Source organism: Shewanella sp. MTB7 (genome assembly GCF_027571385.1).
Taxonomy (GTDB): Bacteria; Pseudomonadota; Gammaproteobacteria; order Enterobacterales; family Shewanellaceae; genus Shewanella.
In genome coordinates this window covers 2,712,855-2,736,180 of the sequence record NZ_CP085636.1, presented here as the reverse complement: position 1 = coordinate 2,736,180, position 23,326 = coordinate 2,712,855, and the positions used below count along the sequence as shown (strand labels likewise).

The window sequence follows — 23,326 nt, the reverse complement described above, 5'->3', positions numbered from 1 at the left end:
GTTATTGTCCGGCTAATCAACTTTGCTAGCTAGAATAAAAAACGCCCTCAAGCAATACCAGAGGGCGAACATATCTCATCAGTGCTTTCTAGTTAACGGTTGGATTTGGTCTATTGGCCTTAAGGACTCGTCTTCCTGAGTCCAAATCACCGCTACTTCTCTCATCGGCCAATGCATTTGAGCAATCAGTTTTGTTGTGAACATCTTCGCAATCCCACCACATAGGTAACTCAATTAAGTGCCCATCCCATTGTGCACCAACACTCAATGTCGATATTAAATCTTGATAGGTGAAGGTTTTTCCATTTCCCCAACGACCATCCAAGAATACTTCAGTTTGATAATAAAGTGGTTCACCATACTCTCTGAGTAAGGCATAGATTGTTCCTTCATATTGGCGGTTATCGGTTAAACTATGATTGCCTAACACACATCGCTCTCCCAACATGTTTGCTCTGCGGCAGTAATCAAATATCTCTCGGGTAATTTTCGGGCTGTTTGTTGCATTTCCAGTGATTAGTGAATACTTTTGGTAAAAATGTGTTCCTAAATAGGTTGGCGTTGTTTTCCATTTGTTTTTATGGATCCTTATTTGACGTTTCAAACAAGCAATATTTTTATTATTGTTATAACCCGCCCTATTTCCTGCAGGATTAACTGCATTCACCATCCTGTTTATATTAATACTACGAACCTCAGGTCTTCCTGTACGATTCCACATCGTCTCGGCAAATTTAGTCATACACATTGATCCTGCAACACCACCGACCAAGTCATTTCCATCGTATATGACTCCGAGTCTATGCATCATACTGGCATACAGATCTTGATAACTCACTTCCCAAAACAGAGGTAAAACATCTGTTGTTCTGGTATCACGAAAATGCCATGGTATTGAGCCAACCTGTTCTTTTACCCAATCAGGGGAGCTTATCCCGGTGACAATACGGAGAAAAACTTTATAGCGATTTTGTCCTGTTCTATTATTTTCCTCATTATATTCAGCAGCTTTAATTAAAGCATTTTCAATCATAAAAAAATTAAGTTGGCGTTGAGCTGGCTCTAAGTCTTTCCAGTGAATTTGACAGTAACCACCGTCAACATGGCCACGTGGAATATCGCAATAACTTCCTGATGTTTTCCCTCGTAGAATCAAACCAGATGCAAAATCTTTCGCTGTGACCTGGGTGACATTAAAAAGCATGGTTAATATAGATAAAGTTAATATATATTTAAACAACTTACTAAACATGTTAATTATTAACAAACAGTATTTATTGAACATATTAACCTCCAAATTTACGTTGTTAGAAATTGTGTAACTAATTAAAAATTCAGTTAGGCACACTATTGTAAGCCACGCGTATAAATCCCACTCTCCATGGTTCGCTGCCATTTAACGCGCCTAATTTAAAACGAGTAACATCAGGCTCAGCAAATAATCGAGATAAATTAATGTAACCTTTATTTTTAACAGCAAAGAAACCAGCAACCGATGTCGTTTCATTGGCATTGATGTCCTGCCAAGTAACCTTATTACTGCCTTGAGTTATGAATCCTTTGTCCGTGTTTCCTGTGGCACCTAAAAGAGAGAACACAGAAAATGCCAGTTCAGTAATGTCCGATTTTCTCATGCAACCACCGCCGTTGTTAAACTCTACCACACGGATATTGTTAACTTCACCTACCGCTTCATTATTGCTAAAGCTGACATTATCAACGCCCCAATAACCCAAGGAGTTAGATCGAATTTGAGTCCCTGTAGTGGGGACAACATCAAATGCTATTTTGAAAGATGCTAATCCATCCGCAGCGATGACACTTTCAGAATATAGCGTTGCCGTATTATTGATCCCATAGCTCATATTGGGTTGAGCGAATACTTTGACTTGAGTTGGTGCTGTATTAATTAGGTTATTATTTTTAATAGCCTGTCGACTTGACTGTACTGATGGTTTCATAATTGATGTGGTAGTTTCTCCTTGCGTCGTCTCGACAACAATGTTGCCTAGGCAAGCTGCAATCTCAAGTAATTCTGCAGTATATCCTGACGTATGAACTTCTGTTTTAAAATACAAAGCAGCCCCATTTTTCTGGGCTTGAGATAGATAATATTGCACATGAGTTGGATCATTAGGACGATCTTTTTCAATATTATTATCTGGGCCAAGCGAATGGTTACCCACCATGTAATTTTTATCATTCAATCGTTTACTTTCATCGTCCATGTAATTAAGTAATTCGCTGATCACAGCCGTATTGGAGGCTAAATTAATCGCTTGGTGTTGTGCATTCACCTGATAACTTTTCAGCCCATTAAATGTCATTTCAAGGCGGCGTTTGCTTCCATGTCTCCATCATAAAAGTAATATCTTCTTTCCATAATGCGACATCATGATCAAACGTTAACCCCCCAGCAACGAGCTGTGTAAAGGCATAAGGAAATAAATAATGTCGCCATGTCACTTCAGAATGCAATGTTCCCTGACCCGATATCGATATGTCTGAGATCAAGGGTTCATGGTCATATTTAGCCGCGAGTTTAAATTAAAAATCTTGCCAAGCCAGACGATACTTATCAGTCCAAAACTTAGGAATACTGTAGGTTTTCAAGTTCCTATCACAGCTATTTTACACCAATCAACATCAATATGACCTGCAAAATTCTTCACCCATTGAGGTGAATGAATACCAGGAAAGGCACGTATTTTGACCTTTATAGGGGATTGTGGGTGACTAATGTTCCAATTCTCGGCTGACTGAATCGCGAGATCAATAATATTATCGTCTTTAATTTCTCCAAAGCTGGATGGTTGAATGTGTTGCCACTCAACAAATGCAATAATGCCATCAACCCCCTCTACCGGATTGGAGAAATGCGTCCTAAACCCAGGATTATTATTGATTTTTGTCTGAGAAAGGTTATCAGAGCCAATGGTAAAATCTAACGTTTCATCGATTCCATCACTGATTGGCGCACGTACAAACAACCCTTGATAAAAATCTTTTTGTAGCACATCTGCTTCACAAAATGATGAAACTAATACAATACAAAAAATGAACATTAATCTTTTAATTAGAGATCCTACTTAAGTTATTATATTCATATCATCAATGAACAGAGCCTACAGGTTGGGTTCAAAATCCTGACTTAAGTACACCAAAACAATTAGAACCCTACAAACTCATTTGAGCTATCAATATCGACACCGTCACTATATTCAATACGGAAAAACTCTTGCTCTATTTCCCTTTCTGGATATTCATCTGTTTTATAAATTTTATTATTTCTAAAAATTAAACCGTTTACAGAAAACAGGTCCAAAATAAGTCCTTTGTCATAAACATTAAAAACATTATTTTCAATAAGAATATTCTCATTATATCGAATTGACTCTCTGTACTCGTCAGCAATCCCTGCATCAACGGCAATAATCGCTTTTCCCCACACACCAAAATTTGAATTATCAAAAATATTATTGCGTATAATTAACTCACTAACTCCACCTTGTTCAAACCAATAATTAGCATCCCCCTGAAACATAAGAGCAGCACCGGGAGCATGAAAAGTATTATTTTCGACTATGGTTTTTCCACGACAATTAAGTAACATGCCACGGGCTCTATTTCGTCGAATGATATTACCTTGAATAAGTACTTCAGGATAATCACGGACTAAAGCTACCGAATCTCCAATGAGTAACCGCTCGTCTATATTATCTACAAAAGTAATCTTCATTATCTCTTTGCTTACTCTTTCATATTCATTGACCTGATTCGTTCCGTAGGTCCGCATGCTTGGCCCTTGCACTAACTCTAACAAATCCCCCTTTGCGGCTAAGCGAAAACCCCATTGCTGAGGATGCTGTAAACGAACCTCTAATGTTTTGTCATCAATAATCTTGTCAACCATGGCGTATATGCCGTGGATATTTGTTGCATCATCTTTTTGGTTCTCAAAAACATTGTTTATTAGCTCGATTTTTCCAGTACAGTTCACAAAATGGGTCGCGTCAGCAGTGGTACTCACCATACGACCATTGGAGGGGGTGACTCGGCTATTTTTTACGGTAACATTATGACAATTCTCTGCAATTATCCCCATTCCGCCAGCATGATAAATGATGACATTATCGAAGAGGATATCGCTACTTTCTGTGACAATAAAGCCTGGGAATTTACGGTATTTAGGGTGAAACACCATGATATTTCCAACGGTGCCCTTTAGTACGGGATGAAAAATACGAATATTGCGTTCCCCCTTTAATTTTTCCGCTCTCACTGATGTGCCTATGTTGAGATCTTTTACCATATAGGCAGTTTCACGTTTATTCACGTCAAATTCGAGCATGCGCTTATAGGTGTATTCAGGGATCAGATCCATTGCTTTGCGTGTTCTTAATCTTTGTGTTGAATAGGTATCGGCAAAATCATCTGGCAGAGGTAGAAATTTAAGGGTTCCTGACTTTATGTCATAAGGGTATTCTATTGGTATATGCAAATCCATAAACCCTTGACCAACATTTAATATTCTAGCTTCGTTGTGGAAAGTTCTTTGAAAATCAATAGACAAGTTTTTCAACGTGATTTGAGAAGAGCCTTGAATAAGAAATGGATTAACACCACCATGAAAAATAAAGTTTGCCCCCTGCCCATCAATTATTAGCTCCTCAAAGTCTACAATTGGAAAAATGACACGCTTCAGTCCTTCATCATTATTACTCACATACAGATAATGTTCTTGCGCTCGATCAGGATAGAAATCATAGCGACCTTTTTCAAAAACTATTTTTTTCGTACCATTTTCTTTCGCCTTTGATAGCAACTTCATTAGACTAAATGTGTTATCAGACAGATTATCTTTTACAATGCCATATTCAACAGCAAACATCGTTTTTGACTTGTTAATTTCAGAATCATTAGCAGAGTTAACCGATGCTATCGCTAAAGAACTGTAAAATACAAAAACAAATAAAAACAATAGACTTGAAAAAAACTTATTATTCACAAAAACCTCTTTTAAAATATAGTTATAACGTCATGCCAGCATTAGTCTAATCAACAAACTGAGCATTAAGCTTTCACCCAAAATTCAACTTTATATCATTAATTACAGACAACGGCTTTGGATATACAATTCATATTTACACTTACCATTTCCGTATTACTTCCTACTTTAACAAAACTGATAGAGCCTTTATTATCTTTAGTTGAACTGTTACCAATAATATTTACATTAGATGCAACAGACAATTCAATCACATGGTCTTGAATCACATAAGGACTTCTAACTCTATTAATGAATTTATTATTACTTACATGCACTTTGTCAACACTATGAATAAAAATGCCCTTTCTCACCCAAAAATTGAAAGTGTTATTCTTAATAACAATATCGTGCAACAGTCTCTTCTTAGAGAGTTCTCCATCTCCTTGCACATACATTGAAATTTGTGCTGAATCTTCATTTTCTGGACTATTGTGCAGAGCATTAAATGCATTTCTTTCAAATACATTATTATCAATTGTTATATTATTGCCTATATAATCTTCACTGAAACTCCCTGTTGTACCGTTTTCAGTGTTTATCGCAATACCTGCACCACTATTAAAGCGGATGGTATTGTTTTTAATCAAAACTCGAGGATATCGAACTAGAATTCCATGTCGCCGACTCTTAATAAAACGACTGTTCTTTATGACTACCCCTTCGAACGAACTATTTTGCATCCAATGCCGTTTATTGGTATCAAACTCAGCAGGAACTAAATGAGATAAAGTAAACGTAATTTTATTTCCAGAACTATCAATTGCAATAATATTGGCAGAACCTAAAATAACGGCATTAATACCATCAAAGAAATCAATCGTGTCGCCAATATTATAACTGGCTAGAGACAGTCTATTTCTTAAAGTTATTTTATTATCAATAATCGACTCTATATTGAGCGAAGTATTCTGGGATATGTTAATAAAGTCATCTCCGATAGATTCTTGAACGGCATTATCGATGTAGACACTACGATTATTTTTTAAATGAAATGAATCTGCATTGGTAGCGTAATAGCGGCCCGACTTTGGTTTTACTGTAACATGATCAAATGTCACCGACTTATTGCCTGTGGCATTAAAACTGCCAGCTGCAGATGCGTGTATTTTTACACTTTCTACATGAACCATTTCATTGGCAGTAAATTTGAAGGTACCACGCCCATTGGTACGAGCCATGCGAATAAACAGATCACCAGGACGAATACCGCTTAGATATTTTGCATTACCAAAGGTATATTTATAGGTATTATCATCAAGCTTATTTATCGATTGAACAACGACTGTAATAGCAGAGTTATTCACTATTTTGCCTTTCAATGATGAATGTTTTGCTCCACTATCAAGGAAAAAACCGAACTTACCTGTAAGGCTAGGCTCTGAAAAGAAGCTATCATCTGGTGCCAACGTGTTTAACGCAGGAAAACCCTTGGTGGTTATTGAGACACCTTTTTCATCTATCTCGATTATTTTACTGAGACTGTGAGGCATGGTTTCCAGATCGAAAGTCAGACCTGACACATAGATAGCCTTAAATTTATCAAATCGAAAAAAACCTCTGTTGAGTTGTGGTGAAACCAGCTTCGAATTATTACCTTTGATCCACAAAACCTTGTCTGCCGCGGAAAACGAGAAGGCCTGTGCTTTAGTGTGAGAATCAGGAATATCAATTATGTACTTTCCATTAGCGGTTAATTCTACAGCCACTGGTTGAGTCGTCGATGAACTTTCAAGTGCAGCTATAATGGTATTGTTTATCGCTTCAAAATCATTAAGTTCATCATTAGCGATGGCACCATAATCCTCAACCTTAAAAAACAACGTTGATTCTCCAAAGAGGGATATATCGCCTTTTGTGACAGGCTCTTCTACCAACTCAATAGCGGCATTAGCAAACAAACTCGTTAACAGACAAAATGAAATAACAGCCCTTAGAAAAACCATAATAATTACCTTATTTTTTAGCCCCTTAAACATAGCTAACCATATAATAGAATCTTGACTAATTTTTACATGGGGCCGTACGTTCTATACCTTCAAAGATCCCGTTTTCAACGACTACGTTCTTGGTACAAACATTCGTTGCTTTATCGGTGACTAATATGCTTCTAGCAAATGCGTTTCGACTATGGATATTGGCTAGTCTGACTTTATCCACATGAAAAAGTGCAATATTGTCATCACCTGTAGAATCGAAGGTACATTTTCTGATAACGATGTTTGTTGACACAGGATCATTGGGTTGATTAATCTGTATTCCGCCACCACTGGACGATAAGATGGGAACTTGACCATTGATTGGCTCAGGCCTTGCGATTTCACAGTTTTCTATCAAAATGTCACTAAACCCACCACGGATAATACCTCGTGTACTTTGGGTCCATTTTATTTCATCAAATACTAGACGACTGCCTCGACTAAAAGAGTAAGGGAATCCGACCTTTTTAGCTTTAATCGCAACAAAATCTCCTTGCACATAATGTGTGGGATTTAAATTTGTCTTAGTCAGGTAAAAACGCCATATACGCTTGTTAATTTTTTCAGGGGGAGTTAATACTTGATTAGGAAAACCATAAGCAATTTGTTTATTATCTTCTAACAAAATTTGTGGTTCTAACTCACTTTCTGTCGCTTTCCTTAAGTAATGTCCTAGATTTCTCTCACGCCATAATGTTCTAGGAGTTGGAAATCCCTTTTGAAGCTTAATATCAATAGAGCCCACATCTGTTGCGACAACATGACCTTGGGTTGAAGTATATCGACTGCGCGTGATGTGCATTTTGCGCAGTGTTAATCCATGAATGTTCCTGCCAAAAAACGCATCCTGCAGAAAATCTGTGAATACCATTGTGGTCTCGTTTATACCCGTTCCCTCAATGATTAACTGACCTTCTGGACCTGTATTGAATCCGTTCACGCCAAAAGTGATACTCGCAATTGGGCCAAGCGCAGCCCCAATCCTATTTGGATTTCTGTCGAGTAAATGACGTCCAGCTGCGATTTTTAGAATAATGGTGTCATTTGGGTAGATTGAAAAATGATCTCTTGCATCATTGATAGCCTGATTTATGCCTTCTGTTGTTATTCCGTAGGAGGCATCGATATCCCAACTGATTATTTCAGCTTTGGAGGTATGGACAGTACATGATATTAACAGAACACCCTGAAATAGGATGACGAGTGTATTCATTATTTTATTTTTCATAATTACATCTCCTCTCTTTTTCTCATGCCATGATTAACGACACCTCTCTATTCAATCCAATAGAGAGGTGTAACCTCTTGATCTTATTCTGCTGTGGTGACCCTCGAACTGTTCCGATGGATTAATACAATTAATAACTCTTATTTATAGTATAATTACAATACCCAAGCTAACCACTCATTGCAACCATGAATGTGATTTAAGAAAAACGGATATCTGTATAAGTCATGGCTCTTTACACAATCATCAATAAGGGCAGTTAGAAAGTTAATTTGATAAAAAACAGCATATTTACAGAGGGGAGAAGTTAGCAGTTGAATGGCCATTTATCATTATCGAATCCACAAAATGGACGATATACAGTAAAGAAGAGCTTGGACTTGAGGAAAATAAAAAATAAGTCGTCGATAAAACATCATTCAGAGATAACTGCATTTCATTTAAGCTGAGGGCGAGAAAGATAATCTCGCCCACTTTTATGATTCTAAAATCCCATCTTCAATCGCAGCCTCAAGTTGCAGCTCTAATGAAGACCATAAAGCCTCACTACCTTTGGCTATACGGCTATTGGCGCCTAAGATCTGCGATTTAGTAATGCCATGCTCACGCCAACTATGGCCATCCCCATGTAGATTATGAAGTAAGGGTGGCACCCTATCTATCGCCTTGGCGAATGCTGCATCAGGGGTTTCACCAGATTCAAACTCATACCAAAGAGAGAGATACTCCCCCCCTTGTCCTTGGGGCAAGATAGCTAACAGACGCTTCAGGCCACCAGCTTCTTTATCTTTTAGCTCCTGAGTTTCACTTGCATAGATAATGGTATCACCTGCATCAATCTCACCGAGATCGTGAATGAGCAACATCTTGATAACTCGGTCAATATCAATATTTTCATTGGCATGATCTTTTAGCATCAGAGCCACTAAACAAACGTGCCAGCTGTGTTCTGCAGAGTTTTCATAGCGTTGTAAACCCACAGGGCGAGTCTTACGCTGCACATCTTTAAGCTTCTCGATCTCTACGATAAAGGCTAATATTTTTTCAATTGGATTCAAAGTGCCTCCCTTTTCAGATCACTTGACACAGGTTTATCCCCTAATACACTCACCACAAAAAAACTAGCAACCTTATCACTATGCGCATCGAAGCCAGATTCAACATATAGTGTTCTTATCCTAAAAGCCGCCAAACAATAAATCCACCACATTTGATCGTCATTGCGCCTATCTTAGATCAGAGTCTTATTCACTGTAGTGGCGAATTACCGATACTTTACCATTTTCATTTCGAACACTTCTAAGGATGAGTATTCATTAGAGACAAGTTAACCCGTATCAGGATGTATCCCATTAGCTTAGGTATCGTGATCACATTATGGCCATAGGAATAATGAGTCAGCTTGGCTTTATAGCCTAACTCATCCCTTTACGTATTTGGACCTTACCGTCGGCTTCACGGCTATCATTGTCTGAATATGGCAGATGCTGGTAACCGATATCATCGGTCAGAAAACTAAGGTAAAAGCTATCCAGATAGACCGATTGAAAGCACTTGAGTAACTAGAGTGAACACGAGCCATGACTCTTCCTTGAATGACATAAATATTTTTATAACCTAATAGATATCAAATTTAACTATCACATTAATCAAAGGTTTCCGTGACTCGTTGTTCGAATTATTTTATTTCCTCCAAAAAGGTCACCACTTTGTCCATATCCCGAGTTCTTGCCATGGGCGGCAATGAATTCAAAAATTCCTGTCCGTAGGGGCGATTAACAATGCGGTTATCGCACAGAATTAGTACCCCCTTATCTTTCTCATCACGAATTAAACGACCAACACCTTGATTGAGCGAGATAACCGCTTGAGGCAGCGATAATGTCAAAAAAGGATCTTTACCTTCACGGGAAATACTGTCAGCGCGAGCACGATATAAGCTGTCATCCGGTGACACAAAAGGCAGTTTATCGATAATAACACAGCTTAGTAGTTTACCTCGTACATCTACCCCCTCCCAAAACGCACCGGTTCCCAACAAAACACCATTTCCAAGCTGACGAAACTTCTTTAATAAGCTCAGCTTACCTGCTTGCCCTTGAATCAATAAAGGGTATTGAACCCGACTTCTTAGCTCACTGGCCACCGCATTCATCATTCTATGGCTGGTAAACAGAATAAAAGTTCGACCTTGAGCAGCATTAATCGCTTGAGTAGCAACACGCACCAGATCCCTTACAGCCGAATCTTGATGACTCACTCGAGACAAATGCCTAGGTACACAAAAAAGGGCATTGTGAAAGTAATCAAAGGGGCTATCTAAGATCATCTTTTTAGCCGAATCTATTCCTAATCCTTTAGTAAACAAACTCAAGTCACGGTTAATCTGCAAGGTTGCAGAGGTAAAAATCCACGCCGTATTTGAATCGAATAGCAGTTCACACTCACGAGTCACATTAATGGGCGCGATTCTCAAAACCAAGTATCGATGGCCGTAGTCTATGGTGTAAGCGGCTTGATCATTATCGCAGAGAAAAAACAGACTCAATTTATGAATAAAACCATCTAACTTTTCTACCGCTGAGTCCAGATCTTCACTGCGTCCAACATGCCCAAGCAGTAAACTCTCTAACGCCTTAAGTTCAGCGACGAGACCCCATACTGTTGCAGCAATCTGTTTATCTCCCATTAACTGTCGCCAATCTTGCTCATGACGGTCAAACAGCTGTTGGTGCCAATCATTAAAGAAAGTGATACAACGAGATGTGAGTAACGCTATCTGAGACGAATCCCTCAACTCATTACGATATATATTGATGATCTCATTAAGCAAGTCAGTCAAACTCCGCGTGGAGATCTGTTGACCAAAATACGTCACCGCAATATCAGGCAAGAGGTGTGCCTCATCGAATATCACTACATCAGAGTCGGGTAGTAATTCTGCAAACCCTGTCTCTTTAAGAATTCGGTCGGCAAAAAACAGATGATGATTAACCACTATAATCTTAGCGTCCATTGCTTTACTGCGGGCTTTCCTGGTAAAACAGGCATCATAGTGAGTGCATTTTTTACCAGAACAAACTTCACGTCGACTGGCAATCAATTGCAACGCATCAGCATTTTCTGACACTGACGTCAGCCCGCCTAAATCCCCATCATTAGTCTGACCTGCCCACTGATTTATCCTCAATAGATCATCGAGTACCTTAGTGTCCAACGAATCACAGCCTTGCAGTTGCTTCTCTAACAAATCCTGACACAGGTAATTATTGCGCCCTTTTAACAACGCGACCTTAGGTGTCAAATTCAATATCGACAGTAATGTGGGCAGATCTTTATAAAATAGCTGTTCTTGTAGATTTTTACTGCCAGTGCTGACAATGATTTGTTGGCCACTGAGTAATGCAGGTATAAGGTAGGCAAAGGTTTTCCCCACGCCAGTTCCCGCTTCGACCACCAAGTTAGTTTGTTCAGCTATCGCTTCACACACTCCTGTAGCCATGGAAATTTGAACGTCTCGAGCACTAAAGCCTTGAATATGGTTTGCCAGCGCACCATCTTTACCAAAGGCTTCAATACTCGTTTTAATCAATTTATGAGTCAGGGGCGTCACAAGGTACTCTGTAGAGGGAAAATCATGTTAGTGGAAGCATTATCCCTATTTACCCAGCTTCTTCAAGTTGAATAGTTTACGCGTGTTTTACAGACTTAGGATTAACCTTAAAAAATGATATCTACCATTTATAACCATTGCCCACCTTTAATGGCTATGAATAACGATTAATACGCGAAACCGATACCAATGGCATTGTCAAAATGGTCATAGTCGGAAATTGTCATACCAAAACCACTTTGTAACTTCAGGTAACCTTTAAATCCTTTGTATAACGGGAACCGCCAACTTAGCTCTTCATAACCTTTTGAAAAACCGCTCTCAGCTAGATTTCTCAAGGTTAAACTGATTTGATGATCAGCCAGATACCAGTCAGCCCTTACCATGCCGTATCCCATATAGTCTTCAATGTCAGGATTATAATCCGTTGATGAAAGCTCCATCCTTAACCAAGGTTTGAGGCTGATTTTAAGATCATCAAATGAAAATAAAAACGTCAAATAGGTGCGGTTCCAACTACGCTCGTAGATCCCCCCTTTACCATTCGATTGATGCTCAAAGCCAATGCTTGTACTCTGCCAAGCTTGGTCATTATCTCCGTGTTGCCATACCCAGAATATCTGAGGTTGATACTGAACATCACGAAAATAAGCTGATGTATCATAAGCTTGCCAATTAGCAATTTGACTATATGCAACATACAATCCATCATTATCAATAAATAGATTGCTTGCAAGACCGTATTTTAAGCTGATCTGAAATTGCAAATTAGTTTTACTAATATCATTATGATTTGGGTTCTGTGGTCGATAATAAGCTTCATTAGGAGATTGAGTTTGATATAGGGGTAATACGTAATTATTATCGAATACCTTCAACTGATAGATATCATCTTGTGGAATTAATCCCGCAACACCAGTAACGTCTTTATTTGATACGATTCTACCTTCGGCCACAACAGCCTCTGAAAAAAATAACCCCATGATAATTAATAAATATAGTTTGCTATTCAACATATACCCCTCCTATAAAATGGCAGTGCAATCATTGACGAATTGAAGCACTGCAAATATCCCGCTTGTTATACTTACGACTCTAAACTAGGAACTTGCCTTTTTTTGAATCGATACAAAGCCAACAAGGGCAGCAAGACTATGTATGTCACCATGATAAAACCAAACGAATATATAAAAGCTAATAACGTCGATTGTTGATGCAAAAGTTGACCAATTTGAGCCATAATATTTGGGTCAGTAATACTCGTATGCTGCAACATTGCTTGTTGCTGTAACACCGGATTACTTAAGGTAATATCTGAACCTAATGCATGCCATTCACGTTGTTCGGTTCGACTGAAATAGGTATTTACAATCGAAATACCAAACGAGCCACCAATGGTTCGAAACAGGTTAAACAAAACAGCCCCTCCCATCGTATCTTTAGCACTCAAGGTCCGATAAGCCATTTGACTTAATGGAGCAAACACGAGTCCCATGCCCATACCCTGAATAATTGACGGTACCAAGATCCAATAAAGATCAATGTTCATCGAGTACTGCATCATCAGATAAGTACCGAAAATATTGAACAGCAAGCCAATTGCAACCAACATTCTCGGATCTATTTTATCCATAGACTTCGCAAGCAATATTAATACAATGGCTGAAGCTAATCCCCTTGGAGCCATAACAAACCCCGTCGTTTCAACAGGGTAATTTAGCAATTGTTCAAGCATCATTGGCTGTAACTGCGTAATACCAAACATCCCCAACACAAAACCTGCCATCATCAGGCATGAGATAGCAAGGTTACGATCTTTAAGTAACCACATGGGAGCCACATCGCCTTTGGTTATCAGGGATCGTCGAATAAAGTACACTGCGGCAATTGCACTGATAATCGTTGCAAAAAAGATCATATTGGATGCAAACCACCCTTCTTGATTCCCTCTATCAAGCACCATTTGCAGTAAACCAATCGCAATGACCATGCCGATAACTAACGGCCAATCTAATTTGGTCGGACCTTTACCTTCAAGTTTCACGTACCGATGCAATAAGGTTAAACAAACTAAACCAACAGGAACATTGACGTAAAAAATCCATCGCCAGTCCATATTCTCAGTAATTACACCACCAACAGTTGGCCCTAAAATAGGCCCTAGCAGTATCCCTACACTGAACAGTGCCATGGCCTTACCGCGTTGGTTTTCCGGATAGATCTGCACCATAATAGACTGTGCTAATGGAATAACCGAAGCACCAAATGCTCCCTGCATGATCCGAAATACGACCATTTCAGCCAAACTATCAGCCTGTCCGCATAAAGAAGATGACAAGATAAATCCAGTAACCGAGACTAATAATAAATTACGAATCCCATATTTAAGCGCGAGATAACTGGCCAAGGGAATGAATATCGCTTCAGCCATAGAATATGATGTCAGCACCCAAGTGATTTGCTCTGAAGTGACTCCCAATGCCCCCATCATATGAGGTAAAGCAACATTAGAAATCGTCATGTCCAGCAAAACCATAATTGACGACAACATCACAGCTAAAGTGATTAACCTGCGATTAGCAGGCGTGATTGACTCAGCCATCACTTAGTCTCTGATAATGTATCAACAGTAACAGACGCACTGGCTCCAACGCGCATCATAGGTTTACCATCAAGATCAATAAACTTGATGCGTACAGGGAAACGCTGTGGAACTTTCACCCAGTTTCCAGTCGCATTTTCTGGTGGTAATAATGAGAAAGAGGAGCCGCTGGCAGGCGAAAGTGATTCGACACTTGCTGAAAATGTTACATCAGGATACATATCCAATTCGACAGTTGCTGACATACCAGGTTTCAAGGAACCGACATCTTTTTCTTTGTAGTTGGCCTCTATCCATGCCGTGTTGTCTTCGACCAATGGCATCATGGCAAGGCCTGGGGAGACAAAACTGCCAGGACGAATACTCACTTGACCCAATGTGCCATCGTGAGGGGCGTATATATTGGTGTATGACAGATTCAACGTTGCTTGACTCAGTGCGGCAGCCGCTTGTTTCACTTTAGGGGCTTCATTCCCTTTAGCACCTTGCTCTGTAATAAGTTGTGACATATCTGCCCGAGCAGCTTCAAGGGCCGTTTGTGCATCGGCCAATTTAGCTTTCTCATCATCGCCGACTTGCTTGGATACTACATTCTGCTTAACGAGTTCCATCTGTCGCTGATAGTTTTTCTGCACATCGACAAGCTTTGCATCTGCAGCGCGAACATTGGCACTGGCCGCTAAAATGGCATCGTCGGTTGCTTTATTCTCCTGAGATGCAGTTTCATAGGCAGCTTTAGCTTTCTCAAGCTCAATTTGAAATAGCGCAGGATCTATCGACACCATAAGGTCCCCATCTGCAACGTGCTGATAATCAGTAACATTAACTTGCAACACCTTGCCACTTACTTGTGGAGCGATGTATAGCACATTGGCATGGACGTAAGCGTCAGCAGTAGTTGGATAAAGTTCTTGGTGACGAATATAGAAATACCCAGCCATTCCGAAAACAACAATTAATGCTATTATGATAATTAGCTTTTTGAATTTAGAAGGTTTTTTTATATTTACAGAGATTGGTTCATCGGTCGAAGTCATATAAGCACCTAATTATAAACGCAACATTATAAATGTCTTGCCTAGCTAGAAATATAGCTAGATTTGAGTCAATAGAATGATAACTCTAATTGTATCATTAAGTTATACCACTTAATTTAAACACAACTTTTATTATTCCTGTCTTCTCGACAATAATAACGAACACTCATTCTTATTGATAATCTGAAACATAGTATAAGGTAATGCCTTTTATCTCCCGTGATCTGGATCACGGAACTTTCTGTAACCACCTGTTTTAATATATTTTACTTTAACACATTAACTTATGTTCATATTATTGTGTTAAATCAAAAGACCAATACAACTTATGACTTATTTTAATGCATAAATTTCAAACGCTGTATTGTTACAGTTAACAATACTTTTTAAAGTAATTAAAAACAGCATTACCATATATACCATTTTTTATTACCAAGTGATATTACACTGTAAATTTATGTATATTAAAAACATGACTACATTTAACACAGTGTAAAATTTAGCAACACTTACAAATAGAAATAATATTGATACATATGAAATAATATTAATTTAAATCAAACCATTAAATGGAGAACTTGATGTATCAGGAACGTCAACAAGTCATCAAAAAAGCACGAAAGGGTATCTCTTTTCTATTTGCTCACTTGCCTAAAACTGAAAAATGGCTTCACGCACTTATTCTCTTCTGGGTATTATGGCAACTCCTGTTATCTTTTGGCATGCACATTCAAGGCGATACACCTTTTGGTAAAATCACCGTAATAGATAAATTGCACATTTATGGTGGTTTGGGCCTATTCATACTGACAATAATTTTCTTTTCAACCCTACTCAACAGGCGAAAAGTTGCCGATCTGTATCCTTGGCTTAGCGGAAATCTGCATGGATTAAAAAGCGATCTCCACACCTTATTGTCAAGACGGTTACCTGATCCTACACCCGGAGGCTTGGCAGCGACCATTGAAGGCTTAGGTTTACTGGCACTATTGTTAGCCGTGTTTACTGGCCTATTGTGGTATAGCTCGATATCTCTGGGACTGTCCATTTCACCTGACTTATTGGCAATCCATAAAACGTGCGTCGGCGCAATTGAGTTGTATTTTTATGGACATGGCACGTTTGCTTTTTTACATTTGCTTACTTGGTGGCTAGCCAAACGCTGATCGTCACGACCATAGTACACTCAACTTAATGACTCAAATGCTAAGCACTTTTTATTGATTGAGACAAACCCGAGATACCGTATTTTTTACAACATGACTTTTCACCGCTTCTAGTAAACAGAATCGCTCTTGAGTCTAAGTTTTTCGTTGCCCATCCACGATTAAAAATATCCATTAATATCCATTGCCCTATCAAACCGGCGAGATGGTTTCGCCGTTCACTCCAATCTAAACAGGACTTACATATTGGACGTTTATGTTTCGAGAAGTCATCAACATTCACACCGGACTCTTTGAAAAATATCAGTCCTTTTTCCGTCAACATGGTTTCACTGGCCTTATCAATGATGTACCCACCTTTAGCTAATGCGTCATAAAGGGCGACACCGAACTCGCCAGCTAGATGGTCATAACAGACTCTTGCTTTTCTAAGTCCTTGATCGTCAGGACCGGTTTTTCTCACCGGTGATTCAATATTCGATGTGATGTTTAACAGCTTCTCTAGCAGTTCGGCGACTGCCAAGCCTTGCAGTTGAAAATACTTATGCCGCCCTTGTTTTCTAACAACTAAAACTGCCCATCAACCAACTTACTCAGGTGACTGCTGGCAGTTTGAGAAGTAATGTCGGCTTCTACAGCCAACTCTGTGGCGGTCAGTGCTTTTCCGCCCAACAGAGCCATTAGCATACACGAACGAGCTGAATCGCCGATCAGACTTTCGATGAATGATATATTTGGTTCCACTTTATACCGTCTCTATAGTTCGATGCTCATCGAAGCATAGCATTTTTCAGAGGCTAAACTGTCTGAAAAAATAATGGAGACAAATCTGTGAAAATCACCTGCTTTATTGAATACAAAATCGATCCCTCGAAACTCAACATGTTTAATCAGTACGCTGAAAAATGGGCAGAGATTATCCCATCTTGTGGTGGGAACTTAATTGGCTATTTTCTGCCGCACGAAGGAACCAACGATAAAGCTTTTGGCTTGATTAGTTTCAATAGCTTAGCTGACTATGAACAGTACCGAGCAAGATTAAAAGAAGATGAGCATGCTGTACAAGCTTGGAGAGAGCAGATGTTACATCGACAAGCCCAAGCAAAAGGGCGAACAGACTTATTCGATGATTACAGAATACGTGTTACTGGGCTTCTACGTGATTACGGAATGGTAAACCGTTCTCAAGCTCCAAAATAACATTAAAGACTCCCCATTTTTGTCAACCTTATCTTCGTCTGTTTTCATTAGGAATGTTAGTCACAATGAATCTTATTAACTATTTGAATAATAACTATTTCACAAAACAAGAGCTGCTAGATTTAGCAAAGGTCACAGAAGAAGAACTGCTTAATTTTCAACAACAGAATGTGATGCCAAAGTGTTCCTATAAGCTCAAATTAAATTATACCAACCACTCATTTTTTGGAGAGTTTAACGATCAAAGTGAAATCGAATATTACGCAAAAGGCTATTTATCATGGCTTGGTATTCTTAAGACGACTGAGGATCTTCATACTGTTTTTGGTATTTTTGCTCAACGATACATCAAGGCGATAGCATGGTTAAAACATGCAGGGTATTACTCAGATGATAATACGGTTAACTCTGGATTAGACTTACATATTAAACAGGAATGGAAGAGCTTTCTTGAAGGTATTTATGGCTTATGCACTCATTCAGGACTTCCTGAAGATATTGCCGCCAAGGAGGTTGCCATATTACAGATTAATGAAATGTTAGCACTTGATGAAGCAGAAATAGATCTAACGAAATTAACCAAAGCCGTTAATTTATTAGATGAATCTAGTGCGATGTTTGCACCTCACGAACGGATTAAAAGCTCAAGACATCGATTGGTCGATGAAGTTCGTCGACAATATAAACTAAAAAGCTAATTTAGGTCTCCGAAGGGATAGATAGTGAAAGGCCAGACAAAACAAAGCCAGTGAAGCAAAGCTGTCACTGGCTTAAGGTTTATTTCCACAATTTTAACCCTGCATAACGATTTATCTCATTCAGCAAGACTAACCTGGAATTACATTTGTTGCACATGGTCCCTTCTGTCCCTCACCGACATCAAACTCTACTGACTGACCGTCATTGAGCGAAGCATAACCGCCGCCACTTCTGATCTCTGAGTGATGAACAAATAGATCCTTTCCACCATCATCAGGTGTAATAAACCCATAACCTTTATCTGAATTGAACCACTTAACTGTACCTTTACTCATACTGTGCTCTTTAGTTTAAAATGTTGGTTAATTGCAGTATCCTGCATTCGCAGTATAGTGCAAAAAACAATCAAGTTTAAACCTATTAACTCAATATTTCATTTATTCTTTTTCGACCGACGAGTTTATAAACAAAGCAGTACAGGTGACTTGATGCCGTTTTGGGGATTTGAGTAATTAAACCCACGCCAAACAACAAGCTGATACCTACTAATTTCACTGCGATACCTAGTCAACAGCTAACTTTAATGACAAGTAATGAAAATAACCAGATAAAGATCATCATCCATATCAAATAGGCGTTACATTTTATTCATGAATATAAAATAAGAACATCCGTTTTAATCAACACCATCAACCCAACTCCCTATACTCCGTTTACGGAATACCTTAACTACGTTCATTAGTAAACGGTGATTAACCGCCTTAAATGTCTGCCAATTGAGGCACTCTGAATGTCACTATTTATGGAACCAGTTACTTTAGAAAACATTAGAAACAACCCTATACCAGTTCGATTGCACCAGAATAATCTAATTATAATGTTGCCTCTATACATACCTAATGAAATTGATTGATATGATAAAGTTACTTATAAATAGTAATGTAAAAACAGAGTAACTAGCGGAAAAGTAAAACCACTGCATATCAGCAAGTACTAAATTAGTACCCCACTTCAAAATTTAAGTAAAATTAATAAAACGATGCCAGTACTTCCTAGTAACAAAAAAGAGATTTCACCATAATTGATTGATATAAAACAAAAAACAATTATACCCCAACTACATAGTCACAACCACTCCTTAGAAGGTTACTAACCCGTTAATAACTGCGTAAATTACGTAGCCTGGGATACATTAAACAATTACAAATAATATAATCAACATGTACTTTTAACATCGTTCATTTCCCACATTAGGAAGTTACATGCGTATAAGCAGTATTAAATTTAAGCTTAAAATAATGATGTTCTTCTCCATTTTTTCATTACTAACTATTGGTGGCACCTCTATATACAGCATGAACAAGTCTGCAAATAGTGTGGAAAAATTATACGTTGTCAATATGAAGAACAATAACAATTCTAGTTCTATCCTAGAATTCATTGGAGTAGCAAGAACCTCATTATTACTCTCATTTCAACATGCTCCTGATAGCGAGTTTTCCTCTTTACACGACCATCCTACATCCAGTCACTTAAACTCTGTATTACAATCATTGGACCAAATCAACATTCTGGTTAAAAATTTGGCTTCATCAGACCTTAATCTTGAACAAGTAGAGATGATAGAGGAGTTCACTAATGAGTTTAATGAATTAAAGAAGCAAGGTTTTGAAGTTGCTGTTAACCAAGTTCAAAAAGGAAATTATTATGCTGCTAATGAGCTATTGATTAAGTACATCAAGCCAAAAGTTAAAAACATAACGCAAACAGCAAAATCACTTTCCTTACAAATACTTAGCAACTCGAAAGGAGTGTATAATAACACAGGACAACATATTCTGAGCAGCATCTATATTATCATTATTTGTATTATCGTAGGTGTAGTAATGATATGCGGTTTGTCAGGACTGATAATGAATCGCATCAACATTTCTTTAACACAAATTAGAAACACAACCTGTAATGTTACAAAGGGGGATTTAACTCAAAGAGTATTGTTAATTGGTGATGATGAGTTTACCGAAATATCCAGTAACATAAATCAAGTTGTTGATGCCTTCCAACATATAATAAAGAACATTAATGATAATTCAATACGCTTAGGAACTACAGCTGAAGAAAGCTCGGTGGTGACCTCGCAAACCAAACAAAACGTCATTAACCAACAAGACCAAATTCAGTTAGTCGCTACAGCAATGCATGAATTCACCTGCACGGTACAAGAGGTGGCTAACAGTGCCATATTGGCGGCTGAATCCTCCATTATGGCGGGAAAATCGGCAACCAAAGGGAAAGTTGTAGTTCAAGATACTATTTCAATGATCAGTGAGTTAAACAAAGGAATGGTAGAAACTAGTGAGCTCATTACAGCACTTTCAACACAAATCGATAAGATAGGCTCAGTTTTAGAAGTCATTGGAAGTATTTCAGCGCGGACAAACCAGCTTGCACTCAATGTCGCAATAGAGGCTGCAAGGGCTGGAAATACTGGTCGAGGATTCTCTGTCGTCGCCGATGAAGTGCGTTCATTGGTTAATCGAACACATGAATCGACCGAAATAATTAAAGTCATGATCACCGAACTACATATATTTAGCAATAATTCAATGGCGAATATAGGATCTAGTTCTAATCTAGCCAAGAAAACAGCTGTAATGGCAAAACAAGCAGGGATAGCTTTAGATAAGATCAATGAAAATGTTGAACTCATTAACTCAATGAATATCCAAATCGCAACTGCTGCTGAGGAACAAACAGCAGTAACTCAGGAGATAGATATCAATATTAATATTAATATTGATATTGATATTGATATTGATAGAATTAATGATATTTCAAAACGGTGATGAACAAAGCAACATAACAACACTTGAATTAGCAAATTTAATCGAAAATATGAAAGAGGACGTGTCTAAATTCAAATATTAATTTATTATTTCAATGTGTTAGCGTGATTTAGTGCTAGGTAAAATCACCCTTGAATATTGCAACAATACTTCATACTCCTCGTTAAAAAACTTCACAGTTCTGAGACTTACCTCTACTACATTAATTGTAAATAGCAACTAAATTGTTTGCTATTTACAATTATAACAACTCTACCTTAACAATCAGCAGATTGTCATAATTAATAACAATGCATTCCTAGCGTTAAATAAAGTCATCATTTACGTAATGATAATGAAAACTACTACAAAGTTGCTCTTCTCAACCCGTTAATGTTCATTAGATAAAACTTTATCGTTAATAACCGTTTTCTAACTTAACATTAGTAAAATCTAAAAAGCATAAATCAACTAAAATGATTATATTTACAGCAGAAAACTAGTTATTAATTATTATATAACTTGTTAAACAGCCTCAACTTAAGGAATAATATTGTCATTACAAACTTGTTGTCCTAGGCGAGAAACAAGTTAAAAATCCAACATACCATTAACCATTATCCATTGAGAATAGAAAGGTCAACCAATTTACTTACCATGCACCACTCATTAACTTTAGTGCAACCACGCATCAATAAGGCCAGCATCACCATATGAACTCTTAAATAATGTCATATGACAGTAACAAAAAGTCTTTTAAACTTGAATATATGTAGGTAAAAATGGCAGATTTAATTAAAATTGGTTTGTATATTGTTGATATGAACACTGGTATCTTTTATAAAGATGGAGATTCTAATTCAAAACTTTTGACAAACAAACAACTAAAGTTCATTCAATTGCTCTGTAAAAATAAAGGAGGACTTGTCAACAAAGAAATCATAATACAAATTGTATGGGGTGGGGCAACATCACCTGAGAGTTTAACACAAATAGTCAATAAATTAAGATCAATTTTTGATGATAAAGATAAAAACATTCTGATAAATCATCCAGGTAAAGGTTACTCTATTTCATTCGGAGAACTACATCCTCTTCAAACAGATACAGATACTATGCCCCTAACCACCATCCCATCAATTAATACTAATGAATTGTATAAAACAACCCTATCAAAAAATGACAAAATATCAATAGTAACTATCTTTTTTTTAGTGTTGATGATGTTAATTCAATTTCTTGGCTTTATTTACATTAACAAACATGAAACGCAAATAGTCAGAATTTTCAACAGTGATATTACTAGTTTGGATGAGTACAACTGCTCTATTAAAGCGAATAAGGATATTCTTTATTGTGATAAAATTTAAAACTACAATTATTATTGGAATATTAATAAATTTTTTTGTATGGTTATTTTTTAGTTATGACTATTTTAACAAAGTTACACAAATGTCTGGTGAAATTAATCTTTATAATGGTCACATATCATACTCAACTCTTGAACTCTCGAGGATAGGGAAATTCATTCTTCACAGTAATATTATTGATAAAAATGGCTATGAAATTGAGAGAAGGTGTAGTGGTGAAACAATGATAGAAAAAGACAGGTTACTTTTAGAGCCATTCGATAAACAAAAAGGTTGCATTGGGGAATACTTTATGAAAAAAGTGTCTGAACATTGCTTTATTATTCGTTCAACACGGCTGAAAACATTAAATCATACCTTTTTCGTATGCAAAAATTAAAATAGAGATAAAACCTACTTAACAACATCACGATTAGGTAGGTTAAATAAACTGTTTACTAATATTGGCATCTAGCGCTTTAGCTATGCCTATTGAATTATTTAACCACTTTATATAAAACTACGTATAATATTGTGATACAAGAGGATGAGACTACGTTGAGAATGATAAAATAAAAAGA

Annotated in this window: 20 protein-coding genes; 6 read left to right on the top strand and 14 right to left on the bottom strand. The window is 37.7% G+C overall.

Annotated elements, in window-relative coordinates:
- Positions 1-88: 88 nt before the first annotated feature.
- The 11 genes from HWQ47_RS11630 to HWQ47_RS11580 all read right to left on the bottom strand — a co-directional run bounded on the left by HWQ47_RS11630 (position 89) and on the right by HWQ47_RS11580 (position 15,506).
- The gene (locus HWQ47_RS11630; RefSeq protein ID WP_269971275.1) at positions 89-1,285 is read right to left on the bottom strand and encodes a hypothetical protein; all 1,197 of its coding nucleotides are present in this window, start codon (positions 1,283-1,285) and stop codon (positions 89-91) included.
- Positions 1,286-1,334: 49 nt separating this feature from the next.
- Positions 1,335-2,297 (bottom strand): hypothetical protein, encoded by a 963-nt coding sequence (locus HWQ47_RS11625; protein WP_269971274.1) that lies wholly within the window; start codon positions 2,295-2,297, stop codon positions 1,335-1,337.
- Between the two features lie 312 nt (positions 2,298-2,609).
- Complete coding sequence (locus tag HWQ47_RS11620; RefSeq protein ID WP_269971273.1) at positions 2,610-3,017, bottom strand: hypothetical protein; 408 nt, start codon at positions 3,015-3,017, stop codon at positions 2,610-2,612.
- Positions 3,018-3,169: 152 nt separating this feature from the next.
- Complete coding sequence (locus HWQ47_RS11615; RefSeq protein ID WP_269971272.1) at positions 3,170-5,008, bottom strand: right-handed parallel beta-helix repeat-containing protein; 1,839 nt, start codon at positions 5,006-5,008, stop codon at positions 3,170-3,172.
- A 98-nt stretch (positions 5,009-5,106) separates the two neighbouring features.
- Entirely contained in the window at positions 5,107-7,026 is a 1,920-nt protein-coding gene (locus tag HWQ47_RS11610) for a right-handed parallel beta-helix repeat-containing protein (protein ID WP_269971271.1), read from the bottom strand.
- Between the two features lie 25 nt (positions 7,027-7,051).
- On the bottom strand, positions 7,052-8,254 hold the full coding sequence (locus tag HWQ47_RS11605) for a right-handed parallel beta-helix repeat-containing protein (protein ID WP_269971270.1): 1,203 nt from the start codon (positions 8,252-8,254) through the stop codon (positions 7,052-7,054).
- Between the two features lie 476 nt (positions 8,255-8,730).
- Positions 8,731-9,312, bottom strand: coding sequence for an HD domain-containing protein (locus HWQ47_RS11600; RefSeq protein WP_269971269.1), 582 nt, complete (start codon positions 9,310-9,312; stop codon positions 8,731-8,733).
- A gap of 620 nt (positions 9,313-9,932) precedes the next feature.
- Positions 9,933-11,867, bottom strand: coding sequence for an ATP-dependent DNA helicase (locus HWQ47_RS11595; RefSeq protein WP_269971268.1), 1,935 nt, complete (start codon positions 11,865-11,867; stop codon positions 9,933-9,935).
- A gap of 167 nt (positions 11,868-12,034) precedes the next feature.
- Entirely contained in the window at positions 12,035-12,883 is an 849-nt protein-coding gene (locus HWQ47_RS11590; protein WP_269971267.1) for a phospholipase A, read from the bottom strand.
- A 71-nt stretch (positions 12,884-12,954) separates the two neighbouring features.
- Entirely contained in the window at positions 12,955-14,469 is a 1,515-nt protein-coding gene (locus HWQ47_RS11585) for a DHA2 family efflux MFS transporter permease subunit (protein ID WP_269971266.1), read from the bottom strand.
- Positions 14,469-15,506: an HlyD family secretion protein gene (locus HWQ47_RS11580; protein ID WP_269971265.1), complete on the bottom strand. Its 1,038-nt coding sequence runs from the start codon at positions 15,504-15,506 to the stop codon at positions 14,469-14,471. The genes HWQ47_RS11585 and HWQ47_RS11580 overlap by 1 nt, the downstream gene beginning before the upstream one ends.
- 581 nt (positions 15,507-16,087) lie before the next feature.
- Here HWQ47_RS11580 and HWQ47_RS11575 point away from each other — a divergent pair.
- The gene (locus HWQ47_RS11575) at positions 16,088-16,672 is read left to right on the top strand and encodes a hypothetical protein (RefSeq protein WP_269971264.1); all 585 of its coding nucleotides are present in this window, start codon (positions 16,088-16,090) and stop codon (positions 16,670-16,672) included.
- A 40-nt stretch (positions 16,673-16,712) separates the two neighbouring features.
- Here HWQ47_RS11575 and HWQ47_RS11570 read toward each other — a convergent pair whose 3' ends face one another.
- Both HWQ47_RS11570 and HWQ47_RS27970 read right to left on the bottom strand, forming a co-directional pair.
- Entirely contained in the window at positions 16,713-17,195 is a 483-nt protein-coding gene (locus HWQ47_RS11570) for a hypothetical protein (protein WP_326515406.1), read from the bottom strand.
- Positions 17,196-17,239: 44 nt separating this feature from the next.
- The gene (locus tag HWQ47_RS27970) at positions 17,240-17,416 is read right to left on the bottom strand and encodes a winged helix-turn-helix domain-containing protein (protein WP_326515407.1); all 177 of its coding nucleotides are present in this window, start codon (positions 17,414-17,416) and stop codon (positions 17,240-17,242) included.
- A gap of 87 nt (positions 17,417-17,503) precedes the next feature.
- On the opposite strand from HWQ47_RS27970, the gene HWQ47_RS11565 reads away from it, so the two are divergent.
- Complete coding sequence (locus HWQ47_RS11565; protein WP_269971263.1) at positions 17,504-17,872, top strand: NIPSNAP family protein; 369 nt, start codon at positions 17,504-17,506, stop codon at positions 17,870-17,872.
- 65 nt (positions 17,873-17,937) lie between these two features.
- Positions 17,938-18,570, top strand: coding sequence for a DUF6058 family natural product biosynthesis protein (locus HWQ47_RS11560; protein WP_269971262.1), 633 nt, complete (start codon positions 17,938-17,940; stop codon positions 18,568-18,570).
- 129 nt (positions 18,571-18,699) lie between these two features.
- Here HWQ47_RS11560 and HWQ47_RS11555 read toward each other — a convergent pair whose 3' ends face one another.
- Positions 18,700-18,906 carry a cold-shock protein gene (locus HWQ47_RS11555; RefSeq protein ID WP_269971261.1) on the bottom strand — a complete coding sequence of 69 codons (207 nt, stop codon included), beginning with the start codon at positions 18,904-18,906 and terminating at the stop codon, positions 18,700-18,702.
- 927 nt (positions 18,907-19,833) lie between these two features.
- Between HWQ47_RS11555 and HWQ47_RS11550 the strand changes: the two genes are divergently transcribed.
- The 3 genes from HWQ47_RS11550 (at position 19,834) to HWQ47_RS11540 (ending at position 23,145) form a co-directional block, all read left to right on the top strand.
- Entirely contained in the window at positions 19,834-21,417 is a 1,584-nt protein-coding gene (locus HWQ47_RS11550; RefSeq protein WP_269971260.1) for a methyl-accepting chemotaxis protein, read from the top strand.
- Between the two features lie 761 nt (positions 21,418-22,178).
- Positions 22,179-22,766, top strand: a complete 588-nt coding sequence (locus HWQ47_RS11545) for a winged helix-turn-helix domain-containing protein (protein ID WP_269971259.1) — start codon at positions 22,179-22,181, stop codon at positions 22,764-22,766.
- Positions 22,753-23,145, top strand: a complete 393-nt coding sequence (locus HWQ47_RS11540) for a hypothetical protein (RefSeq protein WP_269971258.1) — start codon at positions 22,753-22,755, stop codon at positions 23,143-23,145. The genes HWQ47_RS11545 and HWQ47_RS11540 overlap by 14 nt, the downstream gene beginning before the upstream one ends.
- Positions 23,146-23,326: the final 181 nt, after the last annotated feature.

Bases quoted from the DNA above. Each gene is read 5' to 3' on its own strand.
- HWQ47_RS11550 (WP_269971260.1), top strand. From the start codon at position 19,834: ATGCGTATAAGCAGTATTAAATTTAAGCTTAAAATAATGATGTTCTTC.
- HWQ47_RS11585 (WP_269971266.1), bottom strand. From the start codon at position 14,469: ATGGCTGAGTCAATCACGCCTGCTAATCGCAGGTTAATCACTTTAGCT.
- HWQ47_RS11590 (WP_269971267.1), bottom strand. From the start codon at position 12,883: ATGTTGAATAGCAAACTATATTTATTAATTATCATGGGGTTATTTTTT.
- HWQ47_RS11605 (WP_269971270.1), bottom strand. From the start codon at position 8,254: ATGAAAAATAAAATAATGAATACACTCGTCATCCTATTTCAGGGTGTT.
- HWQ47_RS11630 (WP_269971275.1), bottom strand. From the start codon at position 1,285: ATGTTCAATAAATACTGTTTGTTAATAATTAACATGTTTAGTAAGTTG.
- HWQ47_RS11555 (WP_269971261.1), bottom strand. From the start codon at position 18,906: ATGAGTAAAGGTACAGTTAAGTGGTTCAATTCAGATAAAGGTTATGGG.
- HWQ47_RS11545 (WP_269971259.1), top strand. From the start codon at position 22,179: ATGGCAGATTTAATTAAAATTGGTTTGTATATTGTTGATATGAACACT.
- HWQ47_RS11560 (WP_269971262.1), top strand. From the start codon at position 17,938: ATGAATCTTATTAACTATTTGAATAATAACTATTTCACAAAACAAGAG.
- HWQ47_RS11575 (WP_269971264.1), top strand. From the start codon at position 16,088: ATGTATCAGGAACGTCAACAAGTCATCAAAAAAGCACGAAAGGGTATC.
- HWQ47_RS11580 (WP_269971265.1), bottom strand. From the start codon at position 15,506: ATGACTTCGACCGATGAACCAATCTCTGTAAATATAAAAAAACCTTCT.
- HWQ47_RS11610 (WP_269971271.1), bottom strand. From the start codon at position 7,026: ATGTTTAAGGGGCTAAAAAATAAGGTAATTATTATGGTTTTTCTAAGG.